This is a genomic window from Bartonella bovis 91-4, assembly GCF_000384965.1.
Classification (GTDB): domain Bacteria; phylum Pseudomonadota; class Alphaproteobacteria; order Rhizobiales; family Rhizobiaceae; genus Bartonella; species Bartonella bovis.
On record NZ_CM001844.1, the window covers coordinates 316,939 to 336,134 of the forward strand.

The 19,196-nt window shown below is 36.3% G+C and carries 9 protein-coding genes, 3 tRNA genes and 2 pseudogenes; 11 read left to right on the top strand and 3 right to left on the bottom strand.

Annotated elements, in window-relative coordinates:
• Positions 1–282: 282 nt before the first annotated feature.
• Both rpsU and BBBE_RS01440 read right to left on the bottom strand, forming a co-directional pair.
• Positions 283–516 carry a 30S ribosomal protein S21 gene (gene rpsU, locus BBBE_RS01435; protein WP_010700843.1) on the bottom strand — a complete coding sequence of 78 codons (234 nt, stop codon included), beginning with the start codon at positions 514–516 and terminating at the stop codon, positions 283–285.
• Positions 517–972: 456 nt separating this feature from the next.
• Positions 973–1,049: transfer RNA gene (locus BBBE_RS01440), tRNA-Arg, on the bottom strand.
• 364 nt (positions 1,050–1,413) lie between these two features.
• On the opposite strand from BBBE_RS01440, the gene BBBE_RS01445 reads away from it, so the two are divergent.
• The 3 genes from BBBE_RS01445 (at position 1,414) to pgi (ending at position 7,536) form a co-directional block, all read left to right on the top strand.
• Positions 1,414–2,556 carry an efflux RND transporter periplasmic adaptor subunit gene (locus BBBE_RS01445; RefSeq protein WP_010700844.1) on the top strand — a complete coding sequence of 381 codons (1,143 nt, stop codon included), beginning with the start codon at positions 1,414–1,416 and terminating at the stop codon, positions 2,554–2,556.
• Complete coding sequence (locus tag BBBE_RS01450; protein WP_010700845.1) at positions 2,553–5,693, top strand: efflux RND transporter permease subunit; 3,141 nt, start codon at positions 2,553–2,555, stop codon at positions 5,691–5,693. Before BBBE_RS01445 ends, BBBE_RS01450 begins: the two co-directional genes overlap by 4 nt.
• Positions 5,694–5,886: 193 nt before the next feature.
• Positions 5,887–7,536, top strand: a complete 1,650-nt coding sequence (pgi, locus tag BBBE_RS01455; protein WP_010700846.1) for a glucose-6-phosphate isomerase — start codon at positions 5,887–5,889, stop codon at positions 7,534–7,536.
• A gap of 36 nt (positions 7,537–7,572) precedes the next feature.
• Here pgi and BBBE_RS01460 read toward each other — a convergent pair.
• Positions 7,573–7,662 (bottom strand) — tRNA-Ser (locus BBBE_RS01460).
• Positions 7,663–7,938: 276 nt separating this feature from the next.
• On the opposite strand from BBBE_RS01460, the gene rplU reads away from it, so the two are divergent.
• The 8 genes and pseudogenes from rplU (at position 7,939) to BBBE_RS07640 (ending at position 19,091) form a co-directional block, all read left to right on the top strand.
• A complete protein-coding gene (gene rplU / locus BBBE_RS01465) occupies positions 7,939–8,418 on the top strand; it encodes a 50S ribosomal protein L21 (RefSeq protein ID WP_010700847.1) in 480 nt (159 codons plus the stop codon).
• Positions 8,419–8,429: 11 nt separating this feature from the next.
• A complete protein-coding gene (gene rpmA / locus BBBE_RS01470) occupies positions 8,430–8,684 on the top strand; it encodes a 50S ribosomal protein L27 (RefSeq protein ID WP_010700848.1) in 255 nt (84 codons plus the stop codon).
• Positions 8,685–10,599: 1,915 nt separating this feature from the next.
• Positions 10,600–13,089, top strand: a complete 2,490-nt coding sequence (locus BBBE_RS01475; RefSeq protein WP_210162039.1) for a YadA-like family protein — start codon at positions 10,600–10,602, stop codon at positions 13,087–13,089.
• Positions 13,089–13,664, top strand: a complete 576-nt coding sequence (locus BBBE_RS01480) for an invasion associated locus B family protein (protein ID WP_010700850.1) — start codon at positions 13,089–13,091, stop codon at positions 13,662–13,664. Before BBBE_RS01475 ends, BBBE_RS01480 begins: the two co-directional genes overlap by 1 nt.
• Positions 13,665–13,791: 127 nt before the next feature.
• A tRNA-Ser gene (locus tag BBBE_RS01485) sits at positions 13,792–13,881 on the top strand.
• Positions 13,882–14,329: 448 nt separating this feature from the next.
• Positions 14,330–14,929 (top strand): annotated as a pseudogene (locus BBBE_RS07515) (phage tail protein); the annotation flags it as partial.
• A 1,117-nt stretch (positions 14,930–16,046) separates the two neighbouring features.
• Positions 16,047–17,702: pseudogene (locus BBBE_RS07635) on the top strand (hypothetical protein); the annotation flags it as partial.
• A 45-nt stretch (positions 17,703–17,747) separates the two neighbouring features.
• Positions 17,748–19,091, top strand: coding sequence for a YadA-like family protein (locus BBBE_RS07640; protein ID WP_420806243.1), 1,344 nt, complete (start codon positions 17,748–17,750; stop codon positions 19,089–19,091).
• The last annotated feature ends 105 nt before the right edge of the window (positions 19,092–19,196 follow it).

Consider the following 19,196-nt stretch of genomic DNA (forward strand, 5'->3'; position numbering starts at 1 on the left):
AAAATTTTTATGCCTGTATAAAAAAACATTTCATATTTTCTGTGGTAAAAGCCCCATTCATGCTTTCTCTCTTCTATTCTTTTTAAAATAGCTAAACAATGTCATGCAATCATGAAGCTATTAACAGTAGGTGAGAATCAGCAATCATGTCTAGGGCACAGAGTAAAATTTATTTAAAATGAAGAAAAAATTCCCATTTATAGACTTAAGTCTGAATTCTTTGAAATAACATTAACCGACTTTTTCGTTGGAGCTACTTTATAATACACCAACAAAAATGTATTATCGCATAAAAGCAGCTCGACCGTTACCAATAAGGCCTTCTCTTTGTGCGCGTTTACGAGCAAGTTTACGTGTACGACGAATAGCTTCAGCCTTTTCACGAGCTCGCTTTTCTGATGGTTTTTCATAATATCCACGCATCTTCATTTCACGAAAGATACCTTCACGCTGCATTTTCTTTTTTAACGCGCGCAATGCTTGATCAACATTATTATCACGAACGAGTACTTGCACAGTTTACCTTACTTTGTTTCAGTGTCATAAATAAATAGGCAAAAGCCAATCGCCCTTTGAACAAACTCAAAAGAATTACATTATCAATGCGCATACCATATAAATAAGGTGGTTGTCTATATTGCTTTTCAAAAACTCTATTTTTTTTGCTATAAGTGGGCTTTCATAATTAACAATAAAGCGTACAAATATGCGTTTATAAGAACTTCTAATTTCATTGCTTGAATTAAAATCAAGGTAATTTTCTGTCAGTAAGTAATAGAGTAGTACAGTATAGCTGGGTATTAGTTATGTTATTGTAGCACTACTTTATACTAAATACTAAGATGGTTATCGTAGAAAACAATTAACCATAAAAAAAACTAAAAAAGTATGAGGTAAAAGCCACAAATTCAATAAAACCAACAAAATTAAAAGTCTTTAATTTGTCTATAGTGTTTTGATTCTACTAATATTTGGCGCACCCGAAGAGATTCGAACTCCTGACCCCCAGATTCGTAGTCTGGTGCTCTATCCAGCTGAGCTACGGGTGCATAAATTTTTAGTCTCTTATATCATTAAGACATGGGGTTCCTAATCGTTTCGTTGATGAATTGCAAGTGAAACTTGGTAAAAAAATTTTTTTGTTTGAAGTTTGTGAAATATTTGCGATTTTTGTAGTGTTTCTACATAGTATTTTTTTATTTTGTTTGTGGTAAGAATCTAAGATGAACGATAGTTAACTTGACGGTCTGTTCCATGAAAGATAGTCAGATATAATAAGATTATATAGATGAGATACGTTTTTGCGGTGTAGTTACACTATTCATAATTCGATTTTTGCAAAATTTGAATATTGCTGCTGAAGACTATTTCAAATGCATTGGCGTAAGTAAATGAAAAAGCAAGGATAGATGTATGGGGTCGTTGAAAAAGATCATTCCATTAATGCTTTTGGGTGTTATTTGTGTTGCCATTTATTTTTGGCCAAAACATAATATAGAATACCTCGTTCCTACAGAAGGTAAAACAAAAAACGCATTGCATGCAACATCAAAAATGCCAATGGGAATGCCGCCGGTAAATGTCGTTGTTGATCTTGTTAAAGTTCAAAATTTTTATGAACGTTTTAATGCTATTGGTAGTGGACGGGCTATTGCGGCGGTGGATTTAACTCCTTGGTCAGGGGGTGTTGTTGATAAAATTTTTGTATCTGCTGGCACAAAAGTGCAGGCGGGTGATGCGATTGCAAAGCTTGATTCTAAAAAGGAAGAAATAGCAGCTGCAAGAGCGAAAGTTCAACGCGACAATAGCGCTTTAACGCTTTCACGTATTCTTAAGTTGCGCGCAACTAATACAGCGACTGAGGTTCAAGAGATTACTGCACGCTTAGAATTAGAGAATGCAAATTTAACTTTATCTGATGCTGATTTAGCGCTTAATCGGCGAACAATTCGTGCGCCAATTAGTGGAATTGTTGGCATTTTGCCTATTGATGTGGGAAATTCTGTTGGTCTTGATACTGTGATAGGCCGTATTGAGAATAATGAACGTATTTTGATTGATATTTGGGTGCCTGAGCGATATGCATCACGCATCCATAAAGGAGATGAAGTAAGTGCAACCCTAATAGCCCAACCAGATAAGACTTTTGTTGGCCATGTTTATGCGCTTGATAATATGGTTGATACACAAAGCCGTACACTTCACGTTCAAGTTGAAATCCAGAATGAAAAAAATATACTTATGTCTGGTATGTCTTTTTCTGTTACATTTCAATTCCATGAAGGTTCTTTCCCAGTCGTTGATCCTCTTTCCGTTCAGTGGAACAGTAGAGGGTCATTTGTTTGGCGTGTAAAAGAGGGTAAGGTAGAATATGTTCCAGTATCGATTGTTCAGCATATGGCAAATCAAGTATTTGTGAAGGCTCCTTTAGAAAAAGGTGATCAAATTGTCGTTCAAGGGGTACAAATGCTTCGTCCAGGTGGTAAAGTCATTATTAATGATTCAAAGGCTCATCAAAAGCAATTATCAGAAGTTAATGGTCAGGATGGGCAATGAATCAAGAATTTGAAAAGCAACAGCTTTTAGCAAAGTCAGAGCAAGGCGGTATGATGGCATTTTTCATTAGTAGGCCAGTTTTTACCTTTGTTTTGAATGCTATGATTATTATTGCAGGGATTTCTGCATGGATAAGCGTTGATGTGCGTGAACTGCCAGATGTAGATATTCCAGTGGCAACAATTCAGACGAATTTTACAGGTGCATCGGCAGAAACAATTGATCGTGAAATTACGAAAGTTATAGAAGATGCCGTTTCTCGTGTGTCAGGGGTTAAAACGATTTCTTCAACTTCCTCTTTTGGTCGTTCTCGTGTGGAAGTTAAATTTAATGTAGGTGTTGATTTAAATGTCGCAGCATCTGATATTCGTGATGCTATCTCTCGTATTACCTATTCTCTGCCAAAAGATGCAGAGCCACCTGTAATTATTAAAGCAGATTCAAATGCTGCTGCAATGATGTATTTGGTTGTGACTTCACCAACAATGAGTATTGATGATTTAACAACGATTGTGAATGATCAAATTGTTGATGCGCTTTCTGCCGTTGATGGTGTTGGTGATGTGCAAGTTGATAACGCTCGTGTGAAGATTTTTCAAATTGATATTGATCAAGCAAAGCTTGCCAGTTATGGGCTGACTGTGGGAGATATTTCACGTGTTTTATCTGATATGACCACTGATGCCCCTGTGGGATCATTGCGTAATTCTGAGCAAGCTTTAATTGTGCGGGCAACTGCTCGTTTGACGACACCAGAGGCTTTTGAACAGGTTGTATTAAAGCCCCATGTACGTCTTGGTGATGTTGCGCACGTTACTTTGTCTCCTGATGTAGAGACAGTTATTCTTCGTGTAAACGGGAAGGTGGGGATTGGGTTAGGTATTGTGCGTAAGGCACAATCCAATACTCTTGATATTTCCAAGAATGTTCGAGCAGTTGTGGAGCGCCTCAAAACTATTCTCCCTTCTTCTGTCCATATAAGTATTCCTAATGACGATGCTATTTTTATTAAGAGTGCTCTTCATGAAGTTGAGGTTGCATTGGTCATTGCTGTACTTAGTGTTGTTTTAATTATTTTTCTATTTTTGAGAGATGTTCGTATAACACTTATTCCTGCTGTATCTATTCCAGTAGCTTTGATTGGGACAATTGCTGCGATTTATCTTGCGGGCTTTTCCTTGAATATTCTCACGTTTTTAGGGCTTGTTTTAGCAACAGGGCTTGTTGTGGACGATGCAATTGTTGTTCTTGAGAATATTGTTCGGTGGCGCAATATGGGATTTGGTGCTCGGTCAGCAGCTGTATTAGGAACGCAAGAAGTGTTTTTTGCTGTTGTGGCAACGACATTAACTTTGGTGGCTGTTTTTGTGCCTATTTCCTTTCTTCCTGGACAAATAGGGGGGCTTTTTAGAGAATTTGGTTTTGTGTTAGCAGTGTCTGTTTTGCTTTCTTCGGTTGTTGCTTTAACTCTTTGTCCTATGCTCGCTTCGCTCTTTCTTAAAGAAGCAAAACATGTTGAAGATAATGAACAAAAGGAACATCGTTTAGTTTTTCTGTCTCGGGTGAGTACTTTCTTTGGTAGGGGTTATGCTCATAGTTTGCATAAATGTTTGGAACGACCTTGGACTGTTGTTTTTGCTTCACTTATTTTTTTCGTCTTCTGTATTGGAGGCTATATGGCACTCAAACAGGAGTTAACTCCAGCAGAAGATAGGGGAATTATTTTTTTGGTTGTTAATGGTCCGCAAGATATTTCAGTACATTATCTGAATGAGCAAATGCAGCAAATTGAAGCGAGCTTAAAAACATTGCGTGATTCTGGTGAAGTTGTTAGCAGTTATTCTATTTCTGGAGCTAGAGGCTCATCTAACAGTGGTTTTCTTATCTTGTTGCTTTCACCTTGGGACAAGCGTTCGCGTAGCCAACAAGAGATTTTAAAAGATGTTAATGCACAAGTTAGGCAGTTTCCGGGAGTTTTTGCGTTTGCTGCACAAATTAGTTCTTTAGGAGTTTCAGGAATTGGTCAAGGATTGCAGTTTGCAGTCGTTGGAGATAATTATACCCAACTGCAATCGATTGCTGATAAGCTTGTAAGCACTTTGAACACTGATCCGCAATTTGTTCGTCCGCGGCTTACTGTTGATGCGACACAACCTCAATTTTTTATCGAAATTGACCGAGAAAAAGCTTCTGATTTGGGAATTGATATCACCAATTTAGGTGATACATTGCAAACGATGGTGGATGGAAAGCAGATTGGTTCGATTTATGTGGATGATCACGCTTATGATGTAAAACTTACATCACGTAAAAATCCTATTAATAATCCTGCTGATTTAGAGAATGTTTTTTTAAAAACCAAAGACAATAAATATGTTCCTTTGTCGGTTGTTACGGATTTACATGAAAAAGCTATTGCACCTCAATTAAAACGGGAAGAACGCATGAGCGCTGTTGTTATAGGTGCAAATCTCGCTCCAGGAGTTTCTTTAGGAAGTGCTTATAAGACTGTAAAAGAAGCTGCGCTTCCTTTATTGTCAGAGGGAAATTATATTATTCCTTTGGGGGATGCTGCAACGCTTGGTGAAACATCTTCTGATTTGATGATCGTTTTTGGAATTGCTTTTTTGATTATTTTATTGATTTTAGCTGCGCAGTTTGAAAGCTTTATTTCAGGTTTTATTATAATGGCGACTGTACCATTAGGGATTGGTTGCGCAGTAATTGCCATGCTTTTGGGTGGTGTTAGTCTCAATATTTATAGTAAAATTGGTTTAATTCTATTAATTGGTATTATGGCTAAAAATGGTATTCTAATTGTTGAATTTGCAGATCAGTTACGTGATCAAGGTAAAAGTGTACGTGAAGCTGTAGAAGAAGCTTCTAATGTTCGTCTTCGGCCAGTTTGTATGACAATGATTTGTGCTATTTTAGGGGGTATTCCTTTGATTTTAGCAAAAGGTGCTGGTGCAGAAGCCCGTGTAGCTTTAGGTTGGGTTATTGTTGGTGGTTTGGGGTTGGCAACTATTTTTACGCTTTATGTAACACCAGTTGTTTATCTATTTCTTGGACGTTTTATAAAGCCAAAATCAGAAGAAGTTAAACATTTGACAAAAGAATTAAGCCAAGTCAAATAAATGCTTTCGAATAGAAGGTTAGCACAATTTTTTATTTTTGTCTAAGAGATGCCATTTGAGAGTGCTTTGTCTTTTCGTTTTTGTATTATTTTTCATATGTGAGCAGTCAGAATTGGTTGGAGTAAAGGAACTATCCTCTGTTTTAGAGTGATTTGTGTCTTGATATTATTGTCAATGACTGGGGAAAATAATTATGGTTCGCAGTGAAAGAGCCTTTGAAGTAGCTTTGAAGGCTTTAAAAAGGCATATTACAGAAGATAAGGTTTGTGATATTCGTCGACATTTTGCAGAAGATAAACAACGTTTTACTCGTTTTTCTTTAAAACTTGATGATTTCCTTTTCGATTTTTCGAAATGTGGTGTAACATTAAACACGCTGCAACTTTTAGATAACCTTGCTATTACAGCAGATGTTTCAGGCAAGTGTAAGGCAATGTTTTCGGGGGAAGCTATTAATGTAACTGAAAAACGTTCGGCTCTTCATATTGCGTTACGTTTATCTACTGATGAAGTTTTTATGTTGAACAAGCGTAATATTGTTCAAGACATTCATACTGTTCTTACCCGTATGGAAAAATTTTCTGAAATGGTTCGTTGTGGTAACTATAGAGGGTATAGTGATAAGAAGATAATTGATATTGTAAATATTGGTATTGGAGGGTCTGATCTTGGACCTGTAATGGTTACCAATGCTTTAAAACCTTATCATGATGGGCCACGTTGTCATTTTGTTTCTAATGTGGATGGTGCACATATTGTTGATATTCTTGCTGATTTGAATCCGGAAACAACGCTTTTTATTATTGCTTCTAAAACTTTTACAACATCTGAAACAGTAGCCAATGCTAAAGTTGCACGCCAATGGATCAGTTCACATTTAGGAAAAGAAGCGGTAAAAATACATTTCGTTGCTGTTTCGAGTGCAGTCGATAAAGTGATAGAATTTGGTATAGATTCTTCAAGAATTTTTGAATTTTGGAATTGGGTTGGAGGACGTTATTCAGTTTGGTCAGCGATCGGACTTGTTGTTATGTTAGCAATTGGTGGTCAAAACTTTCGTCAGTTTCTCAAGGGTGCACGCCAGATGGACGAGCATTTTAAAACTGCGCCTTTGCATAAAAATATTCCGATTCGATTTGCTCTTTTAGGATTCTGGCATCGTGTTGTTTGTGGTTATTCATCACGTGCAGTTATTCCTTATGCACAGCGTTTAGTGCGCTTTCCAGCTTATTTACAGCAGCTTGATATGGAATCAAATGGCAAGTATGTTTCTTTAGATGGCAAACCAATAGACTTTTCAAGCGGTCCAGTTGTTTGGGGTGATGCAGGGACGAATGGGCAGCATGCTTTTTTCCAATTTCTGCATCAAGGAACGGATATTATTCCTGTAGAATTTATTTTATTTGTCAAAGGGCATGAATCACATTTAAGTCATATGCATGATATATTAGTAGCTAATTGTTTGGCACAATCAGAGGCTTTGATGAAAGGCCACATTATTAAAGACAGCTGGGACACTGTTGTTAATAATACAATTAATGATAGTGAAGTAAATGATTTGGCACTTCATAAAAGTTTAAAAGGAAATCGGCCAAGCATTATGCTAATTCAGGATTTATTGACACCTTTTACACTTGGTCGTTTAATGGCGCTTTATGAGCATCGTATTTTTATTGAAGGTGTTTTAATGAATATTAATTCATTTGATCAATGGGGTGTTGAATTTGGTAAAGAATTAGCAAATGAATTGTTACCCGTTATACGTGGAAAAGCTAAAGCTAATAATCGCGATAGTTCAACATTAGGATTATTGGCACATATTCAAGCAAGACGCATTAAATAAAAAGGTTTGAAAATTTATCTCAACTATTTTAGCAATTGGCGGAGAGAGAGGGATTTGAACCCTCGATAGAGTCACCCCTATGCCGCATTTCGAGTGCGGTGCTTTCAACCACTCAGCCATCTCTCCATATGTAAGTGCAATAAAATTTTTCTATTGTAAATTTGTGTATATAATATTTGATAATCTTCAATTGTTTTAAGTACAACCTTTTTTTGCTTCTTCGTTGGCTTTTCTTGACAGAGAAAAGAAATTCTATCATATATATAAGTATTAAGGAATTTTTTGCGCTCTAAGAAGTGTGAGTTATCTTTTTAAATTTTTACGACTGATAAAAAGAAGCCTATTTCTCTGCTGAATAAATCAAAAGTGAAATAAGAGCGGGATCGAACGAAAGGATAAAAAATGTTCGCAGTCATCAAAACAGGTGGTAAACAATATCGTGTTGTTGCTAACCAAGTATTAAAAGTTGAAAAAATCATTGGCAACATTGGTGACATCATTAAATTCGATAATGTATTGATGGTAGGTGAGGGGGAGAGTGTGACTATCGGTGCGCCTGTTGTCGCTGAGGGTTTAGTTACAGCTGAAATTGTAGAACAGGGGCGTGCACGTAAAGTTATTGCATTTAAGAAACGGCGTCGTCAAAATTCAAAGCGTACTCGTGGTCATCGTCAAGAAATGACGACGCTTCGTATTTTAGAAATTTTAACGGATGGTTCAAAGCCTAAAAAAGCAGCAGCAAAGTCGGTTGAAAAGAAAGCAGCTGTAGCAAAAGAAGCAAAGACTTCTACTTCTTCTAAAGAAATTACCACAAAAACTGCTAAAAAAAAGGTTGCATCACAGAAAGTAGTGGCTGCAATATCAGAAAGTAAAGAAGATTAAGGGAGAATTCCATGGCACATAAAAAAGCGGGTGGTTCCTCGCGTAATGGTCGCGATTCAGAATCAAAACGCCTTGGCGTTAAGAAATTTGGTGGTGAAGTTGTTATTGCAGGAAATATTATTGTACGTCAACGTGGTACGCGTTGGCATCCTGGTGAGAATGTTGGTATTGGAAAAGATCATACTCTTTTTGCGCTTTCAAATGGGAAAGTTTCTTTTCGTAAGAAAGCGGATAATCGCTCCTATGTTTCAGTCATTCCTATGTGAGGGAAATGAAGTAATCTGAGTATTCTTTAAAAAGAGATTAGTATATATTAGATTTCAATTTTATAAAGGTTTGAGGCATTTAAAAAAGGTAATGTCCCATCTTTTTTATTCTGGATGTATAAAAGTATCAAAGCTATATGAGAAACTGGAACAAAACAGAATTTCCTGATTATCTTGCTGAAAGATTTATTTCACGTTTTCTTTATGCTGAAGATATTGAATAATAACTTGGATTCTACAACAATTTATTCTGTTTATACAATTTTATTTAAAAATGAAACTTTGATTGCTCAAGTTTGTTTTTTGATAATGGGAAGGTTATGATATTGTTTGAGCTTAGCGAGTGGGCAGCAATTTATAGGTATGTTTTAAGACAAATGATTCTTTGTTAGGATGCGCTCTGTTGGATTATTTAATGTTGGATGCTTAGTTTAGCTGGACTCAAATCCACGTATAAATTATTCATTTTAAAATGATGTTTTACTTGGTGTTATTTTACAGACGATTTATCATTTTGATATAGTTTAGCTTGACTGTACGAAAGTTGTGAGGTTGATAACAATATTAGGGGTAGTGTTTCATACAACTATATTAGCATACGCTCGATATTGCAGAAGTTTTTACTGTAAGCATCAATATTTTAGCATTAAGATTAAGTAGGTATTATTTAGTAAGTAGTATAGGCGGCTATTATTATAGCTGATCTTATGAATAGATAACATAGGCACTGTCCATTGCGTTAGCACTATCTAGAAGTTTGTTTATTAATTATTAGCACAACGATAACAAATATGATCTTCTACTTGTAGTATAAATTCTTAGCTATTTAATATTTCTGAGTTATTTGAGCAAGGGAAATCGTAATAAAATCAATTGATGATTTTTATTTAGAGTTTATCATTATAACTAAAGAAAACGTCATTTATTATGTGTTGATTTCTGAGTTAGAACAGATTTTAAGGATTTTTTCTAGTTTATACAATGAAAGCAGTTACGAAGAGGATTTTTTTTACACAAAAATTATCCTGATGATAGCATTTTTCAGCTTTAATATTATAGTTAGGTGAATGATTTAATATTATTGAACTGTTTTTTGAGTAGTTTTTCTATTAATTTCTTCTTATTTTACTCATAAGTACAGTATGTTATTTATATGTTACCAAAAATCGACATATGATGCTAATTTATAAAGTGAAGACGGCAATATTTTATTATTTAAGTTTTCAATTATATCTGAAAAGTATTTTTCATAAAGTAAAATTGCATATTGAAAGATTTTTTTGAAGTTTTCTTATAATTGTAAGTAGAGCTGTAATGACAAATTTTCAGTATCTTATTATATAAATTTCGATATTTTATAAAATATACTGTAGATACTATTGAATATAAAATACATTTCAATCTTTATAAGAATCTAGCTTATAAAAAATCTATAAAAATTATTTATTGGTGCTCTTGCTATTTTTTTACTGCGCGTTATTTGAGGAAAAAATTGAGCTTTAATAAAGGTCACTTTTATCACAAAAATGGATTACGTTTTTTGATGGAGGTTATACAATATTTTGAAAATAAGTTGTATGTTTTCTTTTTTATTTAAAGGCTTTCAATTGAGAAGGCTGTAATATTTTCTAAGCTTCAATATTTTTAAAAAATTGTAGAGCGATGTCAAAATAAATAACGGCATCGACAGATTTTCTTTTGTTTTCATTTTTTCTAGTGCGCAACATTGATTTTGCGAAGGGCTTTCCTTTGCTTTCTGTGATGATGTTGGGTTTTGTTTTAGTGCTTCATATATTATCTTGTTCAAGGGGGTGTTATGCAAAAATTGTATTTAAGCTTAAAAAACAGTAGATTAAATTATGGTCATTTTCTTTATAGGTCACTTTGGGTCAAAATAGCTTCATTAGGAACTACAGTGTTAACGCTTCTGTTGAGTGTTTCTCCAGTTTTTGCTATTAAGAATGATCAGGGTATTGAGCGGGGCTCAAGTGTACACGCAAATCAACAAGATATTTGGGGTGCTTGGCAGCTTTCTGTTAATAGTGGAGGTGCTACAAAGGTTACATCAAAAAACACAATTGATTTAATTGGAAGTAAAAATATTAAGATTGCTAGAAGTGGTGATAAGATAACATTTGATTTGAATAAGGAACTTCAAGTGTCGAGTCTTTTGGTAGGAAATGCTCTTTTAAAAGAGAGTAGCTTACTTATTGTGGGGGGGCCAAAAATTACTAGTTCTGGAATTGATGCTTTCAATAAAAAAATTACAGACGTGGCTGATGGAGTTCTCTCTAGCAGATCGAAAGATGCAGTTAATGCCGGTCAGGTTTATACTCTAAATAGCGATATTGCGAAGTATTTAGGTGGTGGAGCAAGCATACTTGCGGGTATAGAACCAACATATACAATTCAAGAACAACGCTATAATAATGTTGGCAGTACCTTTGATGGTGTTAATAATGCGTTGTCGAAGCTTTCTAGTAAAATTGATGATGTTGCAAACGCATTAAGTGATGGCCTTGTCCAACAAAATTTCCCATCTCAGCTGATCACCATTGGTGGCCAAGTAGAAGGTAATAAGATTAGTATTACTAACAAAAAAGGAGTATCTCGGGTTCTTTCTGGTGTGAAGGATGGAGAGCTGTCAGACAAATCAACAGATGCAGTTACTGGCAAGCAACTTTACTCGGTAAGCAACAAATTTGCAGCTTATTTAGGGAGTGGTGCAAAAGTTCGTGATAGCATTCTTCTAGGACCACAATATACTTTATCTCGTGTTTCTACAAATGGTGAGGTGAGGCCGGATTATTTTAGTGATGTTGGTAGTGCTTTTACGGAACTTGATTTGAATATCAGGAATGTAAATAGTCGTTTAACGCATGTATCTACTCACTTTACTACAGAAATCGGTAAGATTTCTACAAATTTGCAATATAATACTTTGGTATGGAGAAAATCTGAGCAGGCATTTGTTGCACTTCATACAGAAGGAAGGGAAAGAAAAAATAGCAAGCTTACATTTCTTGAAGATGGAGATATTGCTCATGACTCTACTGATGCTATTACAGGGAAGCAGCTTTATGAGATGAGCACCACGATTGCGCGGTATTTAGGTAGTGACGCGGATGTATTGGAAGGTAAGGCACCGATGTATATAATTCAGGGTCGAGGCCATACTGGTGTTGAAGCAGCACTTAAAGGTATTAATAGTAAACTAACAGAGCTTTCTGAGAGGGTTGGAAATGTAAAGAGTACGGTTGGTAATAGCCTTGTAGCACAAGATTCAGGTTTGCATATTATCACCATTGGTAAGGATGTTGGGGGTGCTGAGATCAAGATTGCTAACAGTAGAGGAGAAGCACGTAAACTTACCGGCTTGAAGGATGGAGCTGTTTCAGGTGCTTCTACAGAAGCAGTGACAGGTTCTCAATTTTATTCGATAAACACCACGATAGCGAAGTATTTTGGTGGTGGCGCTGAGTATAATGGTCAATGGAAAGAGCCGATGTTTACAATTGCAAACTTTGGTGCGAAGGATAGGAGTAGAAAACAAACATATAATAATGTAGCTGATGCTTTTAATGCTGTTAATAGTAGTATATCTGGCGTTAATGATCATATTCAACAAGTTGAAGTTCAGGTAAAATCTAATGGTTTAAATTGGGATGATAGCCAAAGAGCTTATGATGCTAATCATAATAGTCGGCCTGGTAAGATCACGAATGTAGCAAATGGTGCAGTGGCACAGGGTTCCACTGATGTGGTCACAGGTGATCAACTTTGGGCGACAAATGAGAAGGCTAATAAGCTTGAAAACAGGATTGATAATGTGGTTGATCAAGTCGATATTCTCAATGATAGGGTTGTCACCTATGATAAAGATGCAGACGGTAACAAAATGAATAGTATCACCTTAGCAGGTGGTAATGAAAGTGATCCTGTGCTCATTGATAATGTTGCAGATGGTAAAATTGAAAAAAGTTCAAAACAAGCAGTTAATGGCGGTCAGTTACATGATTACACCGAAGAACAAATGAGGCTTGTTCTTGCAGACGCCAACAAGTATACAGATAAAAAAATAGAGGATGTATTTAATAGTGCTGTTGCACGAGCCAACACTTATACTGATATGAAATTTAATGCTTTAAATTATAGAGTTGAAAATGTGCAAAAGGAAGCAAGACAAGCCGCTGCTATCGGTTTGGCTGTAGCTAATTTAAATTATATTAATACGCCAGGAATGCTCAGTGTTGCATTTGGTAGCGGTGTATGGCGTGATCAATCAGCAATTGCTTTTGGAGCTGGTTATATGTCTGAAGATGGAAGGATGCGTTCTAATCTATCTGTCACCACTTCTGGAGGGCACTGGGGTGTAGGAGCAGGATTAAGCATAGCATTAAAATAATGGTGATAAATCGAAAGAGTATTATTGCAGGTCTTTTGTTTGTTCTTGTCTTTTTAGGAAAGGCTGTAAGCTTTTCTGAGGAGCAAGACAGTGTTTATACGGTGCATCCACCGCAATTATCAGTGCCCGGTGGAAAGCCTGGTGAAACGCGTCGAATTATTATGCAATTTGATTATTGGACATTAATTTGCGATGAAAACAAAACAATGAAGCAAGGGATCTGTAATGTAACTCAGACAATCCACGATGATAAAGAAGGTAACAAGGTTTTTAGCTGGTCTCTTGTTTCTACAAAAAATGGTCAGCCGGTTATGTTGTTACGAACATTGCCAAATGCTAACATAAATGTTCCTATTGAAGTATTTATGGAAGATGCTAAAAAACCGCTTCTTATTAATTACAAGCAGTGCAATCAAGAAATCTGTTTGGCGCAATATCCTGTAGGGCCTGTTTTAATGAAACAAATAAGCAAAAACAGCAATGTGCGCATCTCTTATCAGCTTAAAGAGGGAAAAACACTTTCTTTTGTAGCGCCATTTAAAGGCCTGAATGAAGCACTGTTTTCTTTGCAATAATAAAATTAAAAAGAGCATAATTTTATATGTTTTAGCTTTATTTGATTGAGTAAAGTAATTTTTTATTTTTTAAAGTATATAATTTAAACTTGAAGGTTACTTCTTTGTGAGTATAGTGCGAACCTCTGGAGAGGTGGCCGAGTGGTTGAAGGCGCACGCCTGGAACGCGTGTATATGGGAAACCATATCGAGGGTTCGAATCCCTCTCTCTCCGCCAAAATTCAATAAAATCAAATAGATCTATATAGAGTTAGGGGGAAGGTCTATTGATTTTATTATCTTATTTTTTGGTTATCCTGTACTTTTTTGAAGTTTTTTAATTGCTTGTATAGAAAGTCGGTTTCTATCGATTGTTTTTATAAAGAGATATACTACCGTTCATCCATCAAAACATTTATGAAATTGTAACCTCTGTGTTAGTCACTCTTATTTTTACTAATTTTCTCAATCTATGACTGATTTTTTAATTTTTGCATTACATGTTTTTCTAAACAAATTGTTAAAGGATTTCTTTAGTTAGTTTTTTTGCCTTCTTTCCTGCAGATCAATGTCCTCATTTTAATGGGATCTGTTTCAACTCTTTTGCTATAATTTAGATAAAATGAAAAAAGAATATCTATTTAAAATTTATTTTTTTATTTTTAAATAAATTATATTGCTTGTTACTTTTTTCTGGCCAAAATGCAGATGGTGCTTATGAAGGTGTCCATGCTTTCATAGGAGCACAATCCATTGTTGGGCAAACACCACGCATTTTGATTGCTCCTGGTTTTACCCACAAACGTGATACTGGTGTGGAGCTTATAGATGTTACACACGTAGGCAGTGGTTACACCAAGGCTACTGTTAAAATAGAAGGCAATGCCAAGGCAACAGCCAGTGTTAGTAACGGAGAAGTGCGAAACATTACGGTTGATGAGAGTGGAAGTGGTTATGAAAAAGCACCCCGTATAACCATTGAAGGTGACGGAAAAGGTGCCACAGCTACAGCCACAATCAAACAAATGTCTAATCCCGTAGCAGCAGAACTGATTGGTATTGCTGAGCGTTTGCGCGCTATTGTGGTGGTTGATGGACCAAATACAACAGATGAAGAAGCTATTGAGGCAGCAAAAGATTTTGGTTCCAAACGTGTTGTCATGGTTGATCCATTTGCGAGCGTTTTGCGTAAAGGAAAGATTTCACAAGAACCAGCAAGTTCACTAGCTACCGATGTGATTGCTAAAATAGATTTTACTCACAACCTCTGGTATTCCCCTTCACACACACACAAAAACACCCCATTCATTTTATCTCAAAAATCCCCCCTAAAAAATTACATCTTCTCAGGTCGAAAAAAATAAAACAACCCTTCTTTAAATTTTTTACTCGTTACACATATACCCATTAACATACAAACACGTTGCTTTCTAAAAACTTAGAAGCAACACCTAAACACATAACCGCCATTTAGCTTAATTACTTAAAAATAAGGAAAATACAAAAAAACACCATAACCTTTACTTCTAAATAACACCTTTTGAAGACAAAACAATCTCTTTAGACACTTCAAAAACACACTAAAAAGATTGAAAGTCCTCCTTAACGTTTATTTAGAAACTCAAATATCACAAAGAACACCACCACTTTCTTTGTATATTAAAAACCTTTTGAGTCTTTTTAAGCTAATGACAACCAAATATACCTTTTAACGTTCAAATAAGTTGTTTAACATTTTTATTCTGAAAAACTTGTTATGAGAACCACGTATTTTTTAAAAATAAAACCTTTAAGGACTATTCTTCTTTCCGATTACTGTTGACATAAAAACTCATTTAAAAACTGAAAAACTTCACTTGTTTAACATTGCAACACAAAAAATAACCGTTGCGTCAATTAGCGCCCAATTATGTCTTTTTGATGTCCAAATATATTTTTTGATGTTTTTTTATTTTTGAAAGATTTGTTATGAAAAAAGTACATATCACTCCAAAGAACAAAAGCTTCAATGGTCAAAAACCTCTCTGTGAGGTGCCTTTGGTTAGAGCTGTTTCATTAGGGGCGGTAATGGCTGCACTTTTGTCGGGCGTTTCTCCAGTTTTTGCTTCTCATCTTTCTTCAGCAGGGTCGAAAGTTCAAAGTGTAAGTGCAGGTGCGGTTTCTGCCAGCGTTGCTCATGGGCGTGTTAAGGTAGTTAATGGTGATCGTTCTTGTGGGGTAGATCAGGTTGTTAGCCGTAGTTTATTACGGTCGGATAAGAAAGTATCTGCAAAAGAACAGTATAAGAAATTGATTAAAAATCAACAGTTTATGAATTGTAATCCTAATGATTCTGTGAGTAGGCCAGTTACTTGGGTTGCTAATACAGATGTTATGTTCAGTGCTGTTGCTACTGATGTGAATATGAAGCAGGGCACTACAACGCCTGAGAGCATACAGGGTTATTTTAATAGTTTTACTTCTAGAGGTATTGGCACTGAACTTGGTTCAAATGCGTACGCACAAACTGGAGAAGATACTGCAATAGGTAGGGAAGCGCGAGCGGAAGGAGGTGGTGCTACGGTTCTAGGTCTAGCTAGTAAGGCTTTCCAAGCAAATTCTATAGCAGTAGGTTCTTTTTCAGAAGCTAATGGTAACAAGTCGATAGCCATAGGTGCTTTTGCTACGGCTAAATTAGGTACGGCTGTTGGTTATAATGCGCGATCGTTTGTGGAAGGCGGTATTGCTTTGGGTGATAATTCTAAAGCTAGTGTTAACAAGGAAATTGCTGGTTATGATCCTAGAAGTGGTATTTCTTCAGAAGAAACTTCATTTATATGGAAAAGTACTTACGCAGCAGTCAGTGTGGGTGATGTGAGTGGTGGGAAAACACGACAGATTGTAGGAGTGGCCGCTGGTTATGACGATACTGATGCAGTGAACGTTGCACAGCTGAAAGCGTTAAAAACATGGGTAGAAGAAGAAGGTGGTACTTGGCAGCTTTCTGTTAACGGTCAAAATACTACAAAAATTAATAAAAACAGCAACCTCGATTTAGTCGCTGGAAGTAACAATATTAAAATTGTTAAAAATGATGATAAGATAATATTTGATTTGGCTGAAACTCTTGTGCTGAAGAGTTTCTGGACAGAAAAAGTTCGTTTAAAAGGCGATGGTTTATTTATTGTAAATGGTCCGGCAGTAACTGTTGCTGGAATCAATGCTGCCGGTAGACATATTATAGATGTGGCAGATGGAGATCTCTTGAGCGAATCGAAAGAAGCAATAAATGGTGGTCAGGTTTATACATTAAATAGTAATATCGCGAAGTATTTAGGTGGTGAAGCAAACGTACTGGAAAGCACGGCACCAACTTATACAATTCAAAGTCAAGACCATGATAATGTCGGAGATGCATTTACAGGTGTTGATACTACATTGACCCAACTTTCTGATAAGGTTGAAGATCTAGAAAATAACATTCTTGTAGAGAAAAATTTAGGAACAAAGCAGATCACTATTGGCGCTAAAACCGATGGTACTGAGATTAAAATTACTAACAGTGAAGGAGAATCTCGGGTTCTTTCTGGCGTGAAGGATGGAACTGTTTCGGCAGAATCAACAGAAGCAGTGACAGGTAAGCAACTTCATGGAGTTAATGAGACTATTAAGGGATTGACGGGTACAGTATCTGGTGTTGAGGAGAATGTGACCACCTTGGATACGAATATTAATAAGTATTTAGGAGGTGGGGCTAATGTACTTGCGGATACACAGCCGACCTATCAAGTAAACAAAGAAGAGTATCATGATGTTGGCAGTGCATTTGCAGGTGTTGATGAAACATTGACACGACTTTCTGATGAAATTGATGATGTAGCAAATGTGATAAATGATGGCCTTGTCCAGCAAGATTTCCTATCTAAGCAAATCACCATTGGTAACAAAGTAGAGGGTAATGAGATCTCCATTGCAAACAATAGTAAAGCTTCACGTAAGCTTACCGGTTTGGCTGAAGGAAATGTTTCTGAGCACTCGACAGAAGCAGTTAATGGTGCGCAACTTTATGAGGTGGAGGAGAATATTATCACTTTACATGGCACAGTATTAGAAATTAAAGAGAATATGACAGCTCTTGATACAAATATATCTCAGTATTTAGGAGGTGAAGCAAACATATTGGAAAATAAGGCACCGACTTATAGTGTTCAGAATCAGAAGCATAATGATGTAGGCAGTGCCTTTGCAGGTGTTGATAATACGCTGACAGATCTTTATGAGAAGCTTGATCAAGTTGAAAGCGGAGGTAATAATGGTCTTGTCGTGCAAGATGGTGGTTCAAAGGTCATCACGATAGGTGCTAAAGCTGAGGGTGATAAGATCTCTATTGCAAACAAAAATGAAGAGGTTCGGATACTTTCTGGTGTGAAAGCAGGAACAATTACTAAAGATTCGATAGAAGCAATAAATGGTGCCCAGCTTTATGAGACGAATACCACGATAGCGAAGTATTTTGGTGGTGGTGCTGAGTATAATGGTGAATGGAAAGAGCCAACGTTTACGATTACAAATTTTGGTATGAATGGCAAAAGTGGAGAACAACAATATCACAATATAGCTGATGCTTTTGGTGCTGTTAATAACAGTATGTCAGGTCTTAATGACCGTATTGAGCAAATTGAACAACAGGGGGGGTCTCCAGCGAATTCTGATAGTTTAAATTGGAATAGTGATAAAAATGCTTATGATGCTAGCCATAATGGTCAGCCTGGTAAGATCACGAATGTAGCAAATGGTGCAGTGGCACAGGGTTCTACTGATGTGGTTACGGGTGATCAACTTTGGGCGACGAATGATAAAATTGACAATCTTGAAGGAAAAGTTGATAGTATAATAACTAACGGAGGTGGCGCTCTTATTGATGGGGCTGTTACCTATGATAAAGATGCAGACGGTAACAAAATGAATAGTATCACCTTAGCAGGTGGTAAAGAAGGTGAGCCTGTGCTCATCGACAATGTTGCAGATGGTAAAATCGAAGAAGGTTCAAAACAAGTAGTCAATGGCGGTCAGTTACATGATTACGTCCAAGAACAAGCGAACCTTACTCTTGCAGATGCCAACAAATATACAGATGAAAAGATAGACAATATAGTTGGTGATGCTGTTGCACAAGCTAACGCCTATACCGATACGAAATTTGATGCCTTAAATTATAAGATTGAAAGCGTTCAAAAGGAAGCAAGACAAGCCGCTGCTATTGGTTTAGCTGTAGCTAACTTACGTTACAATGATACACCTGGTAAGCTCAGCGTTGCATTTGGTAGCGGTATATGGCGCAGCCAATCTGCGCCTGCCTTTGGTGCTGGTTATACATCTGAAGATGGAAACACACGCTCTAACATTTCTCTCACAACTTCTGGAGGACACTTGGGCGTAGGAGCAGGAATAAGCTTCACATTAAATTAACAGCTTGCATATTGAAAATTAACCACACATCAAAGAGATGATTTGGATAAAAGACTTAAATAAAAAAGACATTTTTATGAAAGAAAAAACTTATCCACAGTTTTA